Source organism: Cognatishimia sp. F0-27 (genome assembly GCF_020667845.1).
Lineage (GTDB): Bacteria > Pseudomonadota > Alphaproteobacteria > Rhodobacterales > Rhodobacteraceae > JAFMPQ01.
Genome location: NZ_JAFMPQ010000001.1, coordinates 1 through 12,689 on the forward strand (window position 1 = coordinate 1; position 12,689 = coordinate 12,689).

General features: G+C 65.6%; 16 protein-coding genes. 7 read left to right on the forward strand and 9 right to left on the reverse strand.

Going from position 1 to position 12,689, the window contains the following annotated elements; genetic code table 11:
- Nucleotides 1-137: 137 nt before the first annotated feature.
- The 8 genes from J1C49_RS00005 to J1C49_RS00040 all read right to left on the reverse strand — a co-directional run bounded on the left by J1C49_RS00005 (nt 138) and on the right by J1C49_RS00040 (nt 6,327).
- Entirely contained in the window at nt 138-743 is a 606-nt protein-coding gene (locus J1C49_RS00005) for a GNAT family N-acetyltransferase (RefSeq protein WP_227443679.1), read from the reverse strand.
- A gap of 118 nt (nt 744-861) precedes the next feature.
- Nucleotides 862-1,443 carry a GNAT family N-acetyltransferase gene (locus tag J1C49_RS00010; protein ID WP_227443688.1) on the reverse strand — a complete coding sequence of 194 codons (582 nt, stop codon included), beginning with the start codon at nt 1,441-1,443 and terminating at the stop codon, nt 862-864.
- Nucleotides 1,440-2,015, reverse strand: coding sequence for a GNAT family N-acetyltransferase (locus J1C49_RS00015; RefSeq protein ID WP_227443690.1), 576 nt, complete (start codon nt 2,013-2,015; stop codon nt 1,440-1,442). Before J1C49_RS00015 ends, J1C49_RS00010 begins: the two co-directional genes overlap by 4 nt.
- On the reverse strand, nt 2,012-2,545 hold the full coding sequence (locus tag J1C49_RS00020) for a GNAT family N-acetyltransferase (protein WP_227443692.1): 534 nt from the start codon (nt 2,543-2,545) through the stop codon (nt 2,012-2,014). The genes J1C49_RS00015 and J1C49_RS00020 overlap by 4 nt, the downstream gene beginning before the upstream one ends.
- The gene (locus tag J1C49_RS00025) at nt 2,542-3,075 is read right to left on the reverse strand and encodes a GNAT family N-acetyltransferase (RefSeq protein ID WP_227443693.1); all 534 of its coding nucleotides are present in this window, start codon (nt 3,073-3,075) and stop codon (nt 2,542-2,544) included. The genes J1C49_RS00020 and J1C49_RS00025 overlap by 4 nt, the downstream gene beginning before the upstream one ends.
- 152 nt (nt 3,076-3,227) lie before the next feature.
- Nucleotides 3,228-4,739 (reverse strand): signal recognition particle protein, encoded by a 1,512-nt coding sequence (ffh, locus tag J1C49_RS00030; RefSeq protein ID WP_227443694.1) that lies wholly within the window; start codon nt 4,737-4,739, stop codon nt 3,228-3,230.
- A 449-nt stretch (nt 4,740-5,188) separates the two neighbouring features.
- Complete coding sequence (locus J1C49_RS00035; RefSeq protein WP_227443695.1) at nt 5,189-5,521, reverse strand: hypothetical protein; 333 nt, start codon at nt 5,519-5,521, stop codon at nt 5,189-5,191.
- A gap of 224 nt (nt 5,522-5,745) precedes the next feature.
- On the reverse strand, nt 5,746-6,327 hold the full coding sequence (locus tag J1C49_RS00040) for an FMN-dependent NADH-azoreductase (protein WP_227443696.1): 582 nt from the start codon (nt 6,325-6,327) through the stop codon (nt 5,746-5,748).
- Between the two features lie 136 nt (nt 6,328-6,463).
- Here J1C49_RS00040 and J1C49_RS00045 point away from each other — a divergent pair, with 136 nt between their 5' ends.
- Both J1C49_RS00045 and J1C49_RS00050 read left to right on the forward strand, forming a co-directional pair.
- The gene (locus J1C49_RS00045; protein WP_227443697.1) at nt 6,464-7,345 is read left to right on the forward strand and encodes a LysR family transcriptional regulator; all 882 of its coding nucleotides are present in this window, start codon (nt 6,464-6,466) and stop codon (nt 7,343-7,345) included.
- 108 nt (nt 7,346-7,453) lie between these two features.
- Entirely contained in the window at nt 7,454-8,359 is a 906-nt protein-coding gene (locus tag J1C49_RS00050) for a DMT family transporter (protein WP_370639352.1), read from the forward strand.
- A gap of 564 nt (nt 8,360-8,923) precedes the next feature.
- Here J1C49_RS00050 and J1C49_RS00055 read toward each other — a convergent pair.
- A complete protein-coding gene (locus tag J1C49_RS00055; protein WP_227443944.1) occupies nt 8,924-9,343 on the reverse strand; it encodes a metalloregulator ArsR/SmtB family transcription factor in 420 nt (139 codons plus the stop codon).
- Between the two features lie 422 nt (nt 9,344-9,765).
- On the opposite strand from J1C49_RS00055, the gene J1C49_RS00060 reads away from it, so the two are divergent.
- The 5 genes from J1C49_RS00060 (at nt 9,766) to J1C49_RS00080 (ending at nt 12,567) form a co-directional block, all read left to right on the forward strand.
- Nucleotides 9,766-10,116: an AtpZ/AtpI family protein gene (locus J1C49_RS00060; RefSeq protein ID WP_227443698.1), complete on the forward strand. Its 351-nt coding sequence runs from the start codon at nt 9,766-9,768 to the stop codon at nt 10,114-10,116.
- A gap of 26 nt (nt 10,117-10,142) precedes the next feature.
- Nucleotides 10,143-10,907 carry a F0F1 ATP synthase subunit A gene (locus J1C49_RS00065; RefSeq protein ID WP_227443699.1) on the forward strand — a complete coding sequence of 255 codons (765 nt, stop codon included), beginning with the start codon at nt 10,143-10,145 and terminating at the stop codon, nt 10,905-10,907.
- 89 nt (nt 10,908-10,996) lie between these two features.
- Nucleotides 10,997-11,221, forward strand: a complete 225-nt coding sequence (locus J1C49_RS00070; RefSeq protein ID WP_072630388.1) for a F0F1 ATP synthase subunit C — start codon at nt 10,997-10,999, stop codon at nt 11,219-11,221.
- A gap of 229 nt (nt 11,222-11,450) precedes the next feature.
- Entirely contained in the window at nt 11,451-11,996 is a 546-nt protein-coding gene (locus J1C49_RS00075; protein ID WP_227443700.1) for a F0F1 ATP synthase subunit B', read from the forward strand.
- Between the two features lie 4 nt (nt 11,997-12,000).
- Entirely contained in the window at nt 12,001-12,567 is a 567-nt protein-coding gene (locus J1C49_RS00080) for a F0F1 ATP synthase subunit B (protein WP_227443701.1), read from the forward strand.
- Nucleotides 12,568-12,689 lie beyond the last annotated feature (122 nt).

Below are 12,689 nucleotides of genomic sequence, written 5' to 3' on the forward strand. Positions count from 1 at the left end.
CGCTGCCCCCGCACCCCCGGGATATTTGACGCCCAAAGAAGCGGGCGGCATCGCGCGGTGACCGGCGGGGGCGCGCGACGCCGGGGCGGGCGCGCGTGAAGACCGGCTGCCGGGTGGCGGATGCGTGAGAATGGCGGTCAGTCAATGGCGAACCCTTTCGGTTTGAACAAGGGATCCTGGTAATGGGCAATTTCCATCGCGATGCCATGGGCGAGTTGCGAGCCGCGCAAGGCATCGGGCGACGGGTGGCGATACACGGCATCATTGCCGTCGATGGACGGGGCGGCGGGATCCTTTGTTGCGCCAAGCCGTTCGGCGAGGCGAATGCTGTCGAGGTTCTTGGGGTCGATATAGCTGACGGCGCCCTCCCAGCCGTGCGTTTCGTAATAGTAGCGGCGCACGGCATCGGTGGCCTCGAGCGCATAGCCCTTGCCGCCGCATTCCGGCCAGATGATCCAGGCGATCTCGCGCTCCGGCCATTTGGCCGGAAACCACCCGCCCGCCATACCGACGGTTTCGTCGGTCTCGCGCAGGTGGATCATCCACATGCCGAAGCCACGGATTTCCCAATGGCCGATTTCGGCGGCGTAGAGCATCCATGCCTCGTAGGCATTCAGTGGCCCGCCCATGAACCGTGACCGGTAGGAAGCAAAGGTGGCCTTGAAGTCCGGGTAGTCCTGCGGTTCGGGGCCGCGCAGTTGTAGCCGCCTTGTGTCGAGGACGGGAATATCGCGATGGCCCATCAGCGCGGCTCCACGGGATCGGATCGGAGCGCGACGGAGGCCGGAAGGCAGCGGCGGGCCGACAGCGGCAGGCGCATCGCAAGGCGGGGCGCGCGTAAGGCTGGAGGGGCAAACGGTGTCACGACAGGCGCTCCTTTCCGGCAGGACAGTTCACGGCATCATCACCGCCCGTCGGCGTGGCAGAGGACGGGCCGGCGCCATGGGGATGGCGGTAAACGATCAGAAGCGTGTCGCGCAACACCGCGCGGCGTTCCTCGACGGCCCCCATGCGCGCGGCGAGGCGGCGCGAGCGCAGGTTGGTTTCGGCGACAAAGCTCGGCAGGGCGGTCAGCCCCAGTTGGGTGGCGCAGGCGGCGCGCGCCGCTGAGGCTGCCTCGAAGGCGAGCCCGGTGCCTTCGTAGGCGGCCATCACCCCCCAGCCAAGCTCCGGCTCGGGCCAGTCATGCGGGTGGAAAATGCCGGCAAACCCGACAACATCACCGCTCTCCCGCAGGAACGCATACCACAGCCCGTAGCCCCGCAGCTGCCACTGACCGGCGGTGGCCATGAGCACGCGCCAGCAGTTGGTCTCGTCCAGGGGGCCGCCGTTCCACTTGCTGCGTGGATCGGCATAATAGGCGCATAGATGGGCGTGGTCCTCAAGCTTCGGGCCGCGCAGCGTGAGGCGCTCTGTCTGCAGGATCGGGATCTCGACGCTCATGGGGTGCCCCCCGCCGCCGCCGCCATGCCGCCGGTCTCGGGGGCGGCGATGCCACCGTCCGGACCCGGATGCCGCCAGAGCTCGTCGAGCCCCATTTCCACGTTTTCATAGGTGCGTTCGTAAACCGCCCCAAGCCGGGTGGCGAGCGCCTTCGAGGCCGCGTTGTCGGGCAGGATGTTGGAGGTCAGCGTTGTCAGCCCCAGCGCGCCATAGGCCCAGTCCCGTGCCGCGACCGCCGCCTCGAAGGCATAGCCCTTGCCGTCAAAGCCGCGAAACAGCGCCCAGCCCAGCTCGCGTTCGGGCCAGCCTTCGGGGAACCAGATGCCGGTGATGCCGATCGGCGTGCCGGTCTCTTTTGCCTCGATGGTGAAATAGCCATGCCCGTGGATATGCCAGTGGCCCACATTGGTGGAGAACCAGCGCCAGGCTTCGCCGCGCGTATCATAGGCGCCGAACCCGTCCGCATAGGGCCGATCCATCAGGAACGCGATCATCGGTTCGATATCGCGCGTTTCGGGGCCGCGCAGGACCAGGCGCGCGGTCTCGATCCGGGGAGCGGATGTGAGGCTCATGCCGCGCCCTCCGCCCTATGACGATAGACCAGGGTTTCGCCCTCTGTGCGCCGCAGAGGGCGCGGCGCGGCGGGGTCGAGGCGGCTGCCGAGCCGGTCGGCCACGGCGATGGAGGCCGCGTTTTGCGCGTCGATGTAATGCACGATTTGCGTCCAGCCCAGCGCGGTGCGGGCAAACCCGATTGCCGCACGGGCGGCCTCGGTGGCGTAGCCCTTGCCTTCCGCGCCATCAAACAGCACCCAGCCGATTTCCGTTTCCGGGCGACCGGGTGGAAAATACGGCCCGACAAGGCCCACCGCGCTGTCCGGCGCGCCCTTGAGGGTCACGGCAAAGAGGCCATAGCCGCGCAAGCTCCAATGGCCGAGCAGGGCGAGAAAGCGCGTGACCGCCTCCGGCGCGCTACAGGTGCCCCCGGCAAGCGCCGCGCGCTCGGTCTGGTAGAAGGCAGTCACCGCGTCGAGATCGCGCGCATCGGGCGCACGCAGGCACAGACGATCCGTGACGAGCTCGGGGCGCGCAGCGCGGGTCATGCGTAGGCCTCCGGGCTGCCATCCGCGTCGGGGCTGTGGCGGTAGACGCGGGTTTCTGCCGAGGTTTCTCCCGCGGGCAAGGGCGCGCAGGGATCATGGACGGCTCCCAACCGGGTCGCCAACGCGATGGAGCGGGCATTGTCGGGGTGGATGTAGCTCACCAGCGTCTCGAAACCCTCCGCCCAGGCCCATGTGAGCGCAGCGGCGGCGGCCTCTGCGGCGAAGCCCTGTCCTTCGCCGGTGGCCAGAACGGTCCAGCCAATCTCGGTTTCGGGGAAATGGGGCGGTTTCAGCAGGCCGACCTGGCCGATGAAGGTGCCGCCGCGGGTTTCAACACCCCAGGCGCCGTGGCCCATCAGATCCCACATCGCCACCTCCGATGCGATCCAGCGCCACGCCTCCTTGCGCGGCACGGGGCCGCCCATGTAGCGGGCGCGGTCGCTCTCGAAGAGATCGCACAGCGCATCGAGATCGGCCATCACGTGGCCGCGCAAGCGCAGGCGGTTGGTTTCAAGGATCGGGGCGGGCATCGGTCTGTGGCGGATCTGCTGCGTTGTTTCGAGGGGTCAGGCGGTGTGGTCGGCGGGGATGCGGTGGGCGACGGCCTGTCCTATGCGGACCGAGGCGCGCACCACCGAGGTCGGAGTGGCGCAGGCGCGGCGCCTGTTGGCGGTGGGCGTCATCATTTCTTCTTGCCGAAGCCGGACAGGCCCGGCGGCAAAGCGGCCCCGCCGCCCATCCCCGGAAGACCGGGCATGCCGCCCTTGCCGGCCATCTGTTTGGCAGCCGCTTCGAGCGCCTTGGGGTCCATGCCCTGCGCCATCTCGGGCGGCAGACCGCCCTTGCCGCCGAACATGCCGCGCATGGCCTGTTTCAGCATGCCGCCTTTGCCCATCTTGCCCATCTTCTTCATCATGTCGGACATCTGCCGCTGCATCTTCAGCAGCTTGTTGAGGTCGCTGACCTCCATGCCGGCGCCCTTGGCGATGCGCTTCTTGCGGCTGGCCTGCAGGATCTGGGGGTTGGCGCGCTCCATTTTGGTCATGGACTGGATCAGGGCGACCTGCTGCTTGAGGATCTTGTCGTCGATCCCGGCATCGCCCATCTGCTTGGCCATCTTGCCGGCACCGGGCATCATCGCCATCATGCCTTCCATGCCGCCCATCTTCATCATCTGTTCGAGCTGCATCTTGAGGTCGTTCATATTGAACTGACCCTTCGAGAAGCGCTTCATCATGCGTTCGGCCTGTTCGGCCTCCAGCGTCTGCTGCGCTTTCTCGACAAGGGAGACAATGTCCCCCATGCCAAGGATGCGGCCCGCGATGCGGTCGGGTTCGAAGGTTTCGAGCGCGTCCATCTTCTCGCCGAGACCGACGAATTTGATCGGCTTGCCGGTGACGGCGCGCATCGAGAGCGCCGCCCCGCCGCGCCCGTCGCCGTCCATCCGGGTGAGCACCACCCCGGAGATGCCGATGCGGGTGTCGAAGTTCTCCGCCGTGTGGACCGCGTCCTGACCGGTGAGACCGTCGACCACGAGGATCGTCTCGCGCGGGTTGGCGACATCGCGCACGGCCTCGACCTGCGCCATGAGCTCTTCGTCGATGGACAAACGGCCGGCGGTGTCGAGCATGTAGACGTCGTAGCCGCCAAGGCCCGCCTGCGTCTTGGCGCGTTTTGCGATGGCGACGGGGTCTTCGCCCTTGACGATGGGCAGGGTGTCGACGCCGATCTGGGTGCCGAGGATCGCCAGCTGTTCCATGGCGGCGGGGCGGTTGACGTCGAGCGAGGCCATCAGGACCTTCTTGCCGTCACGCTCCTTGAGGCGCTTGGCAAGCTTGGCCGTGGTGGTCGTCTTGCCGCCGCCCTGAAGGCCGACCATGAGGATCGGCGCGGGCGGGTTGTTGATCTTGAGCGCGCCCGGCTCCCCCTCCCCGCGCAACACGGCAATCAGCTCGTCATGCACGATCTTGACGACCTGCTGGCCGGGCGTCACGGATTTGGTGACCGAGGCACCGGTGGCCTTCTTCTCGACCGCCTTGATGAATTGCCGCGCCACGGGCAGCGAGACGTCCGCCTCCAGAAGGGCGACGCGCACTTCGCGTAGCGCCGTCTTGACGTCATCCTCGGAGAGCGCGCCTTGCTTGGTCAGCCGGTCAAAGACGCCACCGAGGCGTTCAGAGAGATTTTCGAACATGAGGGCGGACCCTCCTTTTCATCCTGATCCTGTCGCCCTCAAGGTAAGGGCGCGAGGCGCGCGACACAAACGTTACGGGCGCGACCGGGCATGCCCCGCGCCCGCCACCGGGGCGCACAAAGCAAAACTGCCCCCGTGGGCGCAACGCGCTGACGGAGGGCGATCCCGGGCACAGCCCAAGGGACCGGAAGCTTGGACTTCCGGGGTTTGAGGAGCCTTTAATGGGACGGCGGCGGGTGAGTCAAGGGGAGGCAGACCTGCGCGAGGGGCGTCCCGGTCCTGTCAGTCGCGGCCTTCACAGAGGCAAAGCCGATCTGTCGGACCGCGCCGATGCTTCGCGGGGCCGATGCTGCGCGGGACTGCCGGTCTTAGCGATACAGCGCCGTGTCGCGGAGCGCGACGCAACCATGAACGCCTTCACCTCCGGCCGCAGCCACCTCCGGCCGCTGTCAGGCTTCCGGCGATAGGAGGGTGTTTTGCGCCACCGTCAGCTCTTGCGGCGGCTCGAAACAGTGGAGGATCTGCCCGGCCTTCTCGTGGTCTTTGACCATCTTCACGGTCATGATGCCCTCGCCCTGCCCCAAGAGGATTGCGGCGTCGAGCACGCTCACCTCGGCAAAGGAGCATGAGGACGCGTCGACGGGTCCATGCTTGACGTGACGATCATGGATCGGGCCCGACGCGTGGCGGTTGCTGAAGCCCCTTGTGCAGCGCTCGAAGCGCGTGACGTCGAGCGCATGTTCAACTGCGCCTGTCCTGCGAGCAACCGTCGTTTGCGCCATGTCGCACGCGACGCGGCTTTGTTCAGGAGACGTTGTCCCGCAATCCTGATGCTTGCGCCAGAGCGTTCGACATGCAGCGCGTGGTGCACGTGGATGCCTGTCGGTTCTGACCGGCGGGCTTTCAATCCGACCAGCACATGCGAAACGCGGCGCCTCTCGTGGCGCCGCGTTTCTTTGTTTGACGGCGTCTCATGCCGGGGAGGATCGGCCCGAGACTGGCCACATCAGGCGGCAAGGGCGTCGAGATCGGCTTCGGCGCGCGCCTTCGAGGCATCCGCGTCGAGCATCTGCAGGTCAGAGCGCACCACGGTGACCTCGGTGATCCCGACAAAGCCCAAAACGTGCCGCAGATAGGGCGTTGCGAAATCGATGGCGCTGTCCACCTCGGTGCCGCCGGACGCCACAACGACCACCGCACGCTTGCCCGCAAGCAAGCCTTTCGGCCCTTCCGCCGTGTATTGAAACGTCACCCCGGCGCGCGCGATCTGGTCGATCCACGCCTTGAGCGCCGCGGGCACGCCGAAATTGTAGATCGGGGTGGCAATCAGCACCGTATCGGCCGCCTTCAGCTCGTCGATCAACGTGTCGGAGAGAGCCATCAGCGCCTGCTGCTCGGGGCTGCGGGCCTCCGGCGCGGTGGTGTTGGCGGCGATCCAGGCCGCGTCGATCTGGGGGATGCCCCCGCTCAGGTCGCGGGTGATGACCGTATCGGGCGCGAGGCGCGCGACGGTTCGGTCAGCCAGCGCGCGGCTGGTGGAGCCTTCGAGACGGGCGGATGCGTCGATCCGGAGAACGGTCTGTGTCATGGTCGTGATCCTTGTTGCGCCGGAAGCTTCCGGTCGATTGCAGCGATGGTCAGGAAATAACCCTTGCGTTTTTGAACGCAATTGCCGCAAATGCGCATGACATGTGATAATTTGCACAGAAGACGGACTGCTGCCCATGAAGAACTGGGATGAAATCCGCACCGCGTTCCAGGTCGCCCGCCAAGGGACGGTCAGCGGTGCCGCAGAGGCGCTCGGCGTTCACCACGCCACCGTGATCCGCCATATCGACGCGCTTGAAACACAACTTGGCGTCAAGCTCTTTCAGCGACATGCCCGCGGCTACACCCCGACCGAAGCGGGGCAGGACCTGTTGCGCGTGGCGCAGACCACCGACGAGCAATTCCAGCAGCTCGAAGGCCGCATCCGCGGTCGGGGCTCGGACGTCTCGGGTGAGCTGATGGTCACGTCGCTTGTGGCTTTTGCGCCGCTCATGGTGGGCGCGCTGACGTCTTTTCAGGAGGCCCACCCGGAGGTGATCGTGCGGTATCTCACCGGCGACAGGGTGTTCCGGCTCGAATATGGCGAAGCGCATGTGGCGCTGCGCGCGGGCGCCCAGCCGAATGAGCCGGACAATGTGGTGCAGCCGTTCACCCATCAAGCCATCGGGCTCTACGCCAGCGCGTCCTATATCGCGGCCATGGGCATGCCCGAAACCGACGAGGATTTCGCAAACCATCGCTTTGTCGGCCACGACATCGCCGAGAACCGCGCGCCCTTCCTGCAATGGCTCGCCCGCGCGGTGCCGCGGGAAAACGTTGTGTTCCGCTCCACCGACAGCCGTGTGATGGAGCGCGCGATCCTTGCCGGCGCGGGCATCGGGTTTTTCGGGGTGCGCGAAGCGGAGCAACAGCCCGACCTCGTGCAGATCCGCCCGCCGCGCGAGGACTGGACGGCACCGCTGTGGCTCGTCACCCATGTGGACCTGCACCGCACCGCCAAGGTGCAGGCCTTTCTCAAGCACCTCAAGGAGTATACCGGCGAAAGCTCCGCGCGATGAGCCGCGTGCATCCCTGCTGGCCGCCGGTTTCGCGCCGCCCCGGGCATCCATCCGGCGGACCACGCATGGTGATCCGACGCCACCCCGCATTGGGGCACGGGGCAGGACGTGGCTGAGGCCGCCGCGACACAGAGGATCAGCGAGGCCGGGCGCGGTCATCTCGCGATGCTGTGCTTCTCGGCGCTGGTGGCCGGGTCGTTTGCGCTTGGCGGGATGGCGGCTCCCTTTGTCGATCCGGCGGCGCTCACCGCCCTGCGCTTTGCGCTGAGCGCGGCGATGCTCTGGGCGGTGGCGCTGGCCATGGGACAGGTGGACGCCCGGGTGCTTGCGGCGCCGTGGCGCTACGCGGTGCTGGCGGGGCTTTACGCGCTTTACTTCGTGTTGATGTTCGAGGGCCTCAAGACCGCCGATCCGGTCAGCATGGCAGCGGTGTTCACCCTCAACCCGGCGCTGACCGCCTGTTTCGGGTGGCTTGTCCTGCGTCAGGTCACAAGCCCGTGGATGGCCGGGGCGATCGCGGTCGGCGCGACAGGGGCGATCTGGGTGATTTTCGAAGCCGATCTCGCGGCCCTGCGCGCCTTCGAGATCGGGCGCGGCGAGTTTGTCTATTTCTGGGGCTGCGTCGGGCACGCGCTGTATATCCCGCTGATTGCCAAGCTGAGCCGGGGCGAACCGGCGCTTGCCTTCAGCGCGGCGGTGCTGACGGCGGGCGCGCTGATCCTGTTTGTCTGGGCCTGGGAGGCGATCCGCAGCACGGACTGGATGGCGATGCCGGGGATCGTCTGGATCACGCTGATCTATGTCGCGGTGGCCGCGACGGGCCTGACCTTCCTGATCCTGCGCTACGCGGCGCTCCGCATCCCTTCGGCGAAGGTCATGGCCTATACCTATCTCACCCCGACATGGGTGATCGGGTGGCAGGCGGCGCTTGGACATGGCGTGCCGCCGGCGCTGGTGCTGCCGGGCATCGCGCTGACCTGCGTGGCCTTGCTGATGCTGTTGCGCAATCGCTGAAGCAGATCGGCGCGGTACAGGCTGTTCGCGCGGCCTCCTGCGCCATCCTCCAAGACGTCTTCAGACACCGAGTTCCACACATGTCGTGTTCAGGACATGTCGTGTTCAGGACCTGCGGTGTTTCGGACATTTCAGGATCGGCAGACACCCTGTTCAGGAGCGGCAACATTCAGGAGATGTGAAGATCTGGAGTCACCACGTTCGGGATATCCCACATTTTGGAGACACCACGTTCGGGAGCTCCTACCTACCGGAGACACTTGGTTCGGGATATCCCACATTCCGGAAACACCACGTTCGGGAGTTCCTACCTTCCGGAGACACCCGGTCCCGAATGTGCCGCGCTCGGGAGATGCCGCTTTGCGGCGCGCGACACGACGCACCGCGTGGCTCCGGGACACGGCGCGCCAAGGCGTCGCCAAGGTGCCGATGCGGCCCGTCATGTGACGCAGGACGGATCCGGACCGCATGCGGATATCGCACAGTATTTGAGCATCCAGACCAGAAACGCCGTGCCGTGGCGGAACAATCCGGCACGGCATGACGTTAGAGAAATGTTAATCATCAAGGGAGGCCGTTATGGTCCGCAACATTCTCGTCATCATCGGCCTTGTCGTGGTCGTGCTCGCCATCTTGCGTCTGGCCGGCATCGCCTGAGCGCGACTCATCGGCCAGCTCGGCCGCCAGAAACCGTTCGAACGCGTCGAGATTGACGGGTTCGAACTGTCCAAACCCCTGCATCCAGACCGATGCGTCGCGCAGGGCGTCGGGTTCCAGTTTGCACCATTTCACACGACCGCGCTTTTCCTGACTGATGAGCCCGGCTCTCGTGAGGATCGTCAGGTGTTTCGAGATCGCGGCCAGCGACATCGCAAACGGTTCGGCCACATCCGTCACGGCCATATCGTCTTCGAGCAGCATGGACAGGATTTGCCGCCGCGTCGGATCTGCCAGCGCGGCAAAAACCGTGTCGAGCGATGCGATCGTTGCCCGCGTCACGGTCGGCGCCCGCTCTCGGCGGGGCTGCACGCGGCCCTTGCCGCGGGCACGCGCCGCGCTCTGGGACCTGGCCGGATGCGTGACAAAGGGCGACGAGAGGGCTGCATGATGCTCGCTATGCTTTCGATCCAGTGCCTGCCGCCGCGTGCATCGCGCGCGACAGGCCCGCGGTGTTTGACCGCTTCGGCGGCAAAACTCAACCCTTCGGTTGAATAACGCATTTCCTCCAACATGCCCCGACCGGCCCTGCGACCGAATGTGCAGGCTCGGCAGTCTGCCTAAAAAATTTATATTTTTCAGATAGTTGGAAAGTGCTGCGGCGCGGCACCTGTCATGTTGACTCCGGTCGGTCCAACGCATAGCACACTGTCAACATTCCCGATGGGCCCTGATGGGCGAGGTGTCGTGTGAGCGATCCGGATCCTAAGCGGCAAATGGCCGAGCTTGAGGCCAAGCTGGCGGCGCGCCGCGCAGCCGACGCCCGAGACGAGGCCGATCAGGAAGAGCACTACAGTCAGGCACAGCATGCCTGGCGGATGGTGACGGAGATGGTGGCCGGTCTTGGGATCGGTTTCGGCATCGGATACGGGCTGGACGCACTGTTTGGCACGCAACCGTTCCTGATGGTGCTGTTTACATTGCTGGGGCTTGCGGCAGGGATCAACGTGATGATCCGCTCCGCCCGCGAGTTCCAAGAGAGACAAGTGGCGCGCGCGGCGCGTCAGGCAGACGACGACAGGTCCGGCGGAGACGCCTGAGGACCAAGGCACGAAGAGGGCTGACTATGGCGACTGAAGCGGCAGATCACGGCGGCGAAGGCGGCGGGCTGGTGTTCCACCCGATGGACCAGTTCATCATCAAGCCGCTCTTCGGAGACGGTGCGGTGGGCATGTTCACCATCACCAACATGACGCTCTGGCTGGCTCTGGCGGTTGTCGCGATCATCGCGCTGATGGTTCTGGGCACGTCGAAGCGGGCCGTGGTTCCGACACGCACGCAGTCTGTTGCAGAGCTGGCATACGGCTTCGTTTACAAGATGGTCGAGGACGTGACCGGCAAGGATGGGGTCAAATATTTTCCCTACATCTTCACGCTGTTCCTGTTCATCCTGTTTTCCAACTTCCTCGCGCTGCTGCCGATGTCCTTCTCGCCGACCTCCCATATCGCGGTGACCGCGGTTCTCGGTTTTGGCGTGTTCATCGCCGTGACAGCGCTTGGCTTCATCAAGAACGGCGCTTCGTTCCTCGAGCTTTTCTGGGTGTCGAGCGCACCGCTTGCGCTGCGCCCGATCCTGGCCGTGATCGAGGTCATCTCGTATTTTGTCCGCCCCGTCAGCCACTCCATTCGTCTGGCCGGCAACATCATGGCGGGCCACGCGGTTCTCAAGGTTTTTGCGGGCTTTGCCGCCATCGCTGCGGTGGCGCCGCTGTCGATCCTCGGCGTGCTGGCGATCTATGGTCTCGAGGTGCTCGTGTCGGCCATTCAGGCCTACGTGTTCACCATTCTGACCTGTGTCTATCTCAAGGACGCGCTGCATCCGCATCACTAACGTGCCCGGCGGCAGGATTGTCGCCGACACGCCCGACACTCCCGGAGCGATCCGGACCCAATCAACTTCCAATCGTAAGGAGAATTCACATGGAAGGCGATCTCGCACATATCGGCGCAGGCCTCGCAGCAATCGGTTCCGGCGCGGCCGCAATCGGTGTGGGCAACGTGGCTGGCAACTTCCTTGCCGGCGCTCTGCGCAACCCCTCCGCGGCTGCTGGTCAGACCGCAACGCTCTTCATCGGCATCGCATTCGCGGAAGCACTGGGCATCTTTGCCTTCCTCGTTTCGTTGCTGCTGATGTTCGCCGTCTAAGGCACGCGCACGATCCTTACGCGCGGGCGGTCCGGCCAACCCGGTCAGACCGCCCGATGTCAGGGTCGGCACGATCACGGCGAAGCGGCCCGCGAGGGCCGATGAGCACCCCCGGCATCGACCCGGCACGACAGATCCCACGAGGGACCGTCGCCCGTCGGAGCCACCGACCACCCGGTTCCCCGAGAACCACTCCAAATTCTGACCCGCTTCCACGGAGGACGACCATATGGCCACCGAGGCAACAGAGGCCGTCAGCAGCTGCGTAGGCCCGGATGGCAGCGCCATCGGCATGCCCCAGCTGTGCTTTGACTGGTTCCCGAACCAGATATTCTGGCTCGTTATCACGCTGGTTGTGATCTATTTGGTGCTGTCCCGTGTTGCGCTTCCACGCATCGCGTCGGTCCTGTCCGAACGGCAGGGCACCATCACCAACGACATCGCCGCCGCAGAAGACCTCAAGCGCAAGGCCGAAGAGGCCGAAGCCGCCTATGAGAAGGCGCTGGCCGATGCACGGGCCGAGGCGCAGGGCATCGCGCAGGCCACCCGCGACGAGATCAAGGCGACGCTGGACGAGGCATCCGCCAAGGCCGACGCGGAAATCGCGGCGCGCACAGCCGAAAGCGAGAAGGCGATTGCCGAAATCCGCAGCTCGGCCATGAGCCAGGTGGAGATCGTCGCCAAGGACACCGCCGAGGCCATCGTGGCCGCTCTGGGCGGCAAGGCTGACAGCGCGGCCATCGCTAAGGCCGTCGACGCGCGGCTGAAAGGATAAGACGATGAACAAGCTCATCACGCTTACCACGATTGCGGCCCTCAGTGCCGGTCCGGCACTGGCCGCGGGCGACAAGCCGTTCTTCTCTCTGAAGAATACGGACTTCATCGTGTCCATCGGCTTTTTGCTGTTCATTGCGGTCCTGATCTACTTCAAGGTGCCGGGCCTTCTCATGGGCATGCTGGACAAGCGTGCCGATGGGATCCGCTCCGAGCTCGACGAGGCCCGCGCGTTGCGCGAAGAAGCACAGGCGCTTCTGGCTTCTTACGAGCGCAAGGCCAACGAAGTGCAGGAACAAGCCGACCGGATCGTCACGCATGCCCGCGCGGAGGCGGAACTCGCCGCGGAGCAGGCCAAGGCCGATCTCGAGGCCTCCATCCAGCGCCGGCTTGCCGCGGCAGATGGCCAGATTGCTTCGGCAGAAAAGGCGGCGATCAAGGAAGTCCGCGATCAGGCCGCAAGCGTTGCGATTGCCGCCGCGCGCACCGTCGTCGCCGAGCAGATGACGGCGCAGGATGCGGCAGCCCTTATCGACACGAGCATCGACCAGGTGGGCGCACGCCTCAACTGAGGTCGCGTTCCGGAGAGACCAGGTTCAAACCGCTGCGGCCCTGCCGTGGCGGTTTTTTCTTGTCGCGTCAAGGCAGACGATCCGCCCGGCGCGACGGGTGCGAGGGGCGCTGCCCCTCGCGC

Coding starts and splice junctions, on each gene's coding strand:
- J1C49_RS00005 (WP_227443679.1), bottom strand. CDS start 743: ATGGGCCATCGCGATATTCCCGTCCTCGACACAAGGCGGCTACAACTG.
- J1C49_RS00010 (WP_227443688.1), bottom strand. CDS start 1,443: ATGAGCGTCGAGATCCCGATCCTGCAGACAGAGCGCCTCACGCTGCGC.
- J1C49_RS00015 (WP_227443690.1), bottom strand. CDS start 2,015: ATGAGCCTCACATCCGCTCCCCGGATCGAGACCGCGCGCCTGGTCCTG.
- J1C49_RS00020 (WP_227443692.1), bottom strand. CDS start 2,545: ATGACCCGCGCTGCGCGCCCCGAGCTCGTCACGGATCGTCTGTGCCTG.
- J1C49_RS00025 (WP_227443693.1), bottom strand. CDS start 3,075: ATGCCCGCCCCGATCCTTGAAACCAACCGCCTGCGCTTGCGCGGCCAC.
- ffh (WP_227443694.1), bottom strand. CDS start 4,739: ATGTTCGAAAATCTCTCTGAACGCCTCGGTGGCGTCTTTGACCGGCTG.
- J1C49_RS00035 (WP_227443695.1), bottom strand. CDS start 5,521: ATGGCGCAAACGACGGTTGCTCGCAGGACAGGCGCAGTTGAACATGCG.
- J1C49_RS00040 (WP_227443696.1), bottom strand. CDS start 6,327: ATGACACAGACCGTTCTCCGGATCGACGCATCCGCCCGTCTCGAAGGC.
- J1C49_RS00045 (WP_227443697.1), top strand. CDS start 6,464: ATGAAGAACTGGGATGAAATCCGCACCGCGTTCCAGGTCGCCCGCCAA.
- J1C49_RS00065 (WP_227443699.1), top strand. CDS start 10,143: ATGGCGACTGAAGCGGCAGATCACGGCGGCGAAGGCGGCGGGCTGGTG.
- J1C49_RS00070 (WP_072630388.1), top strand. CDS start 10,997: ATGGAAGGCGATCTCGCACATATCGGCGCAGGCCTCGCAGCAATCGGT.
- J1C49_RS00075 (WP_227443700.1), top strand. CDS start 11,451: ATGGCCACCGAGGCAACAGAGGCCGTCAGCAGCTGCGTAGGCCCGGAT.
- J1C49_RS00080 (WP_227443701.1), top strand. CDS start 12,001: ATGAACAAGCTCATCACGCTTACCACGATTGCGGCCCTCAGTGCCGGT.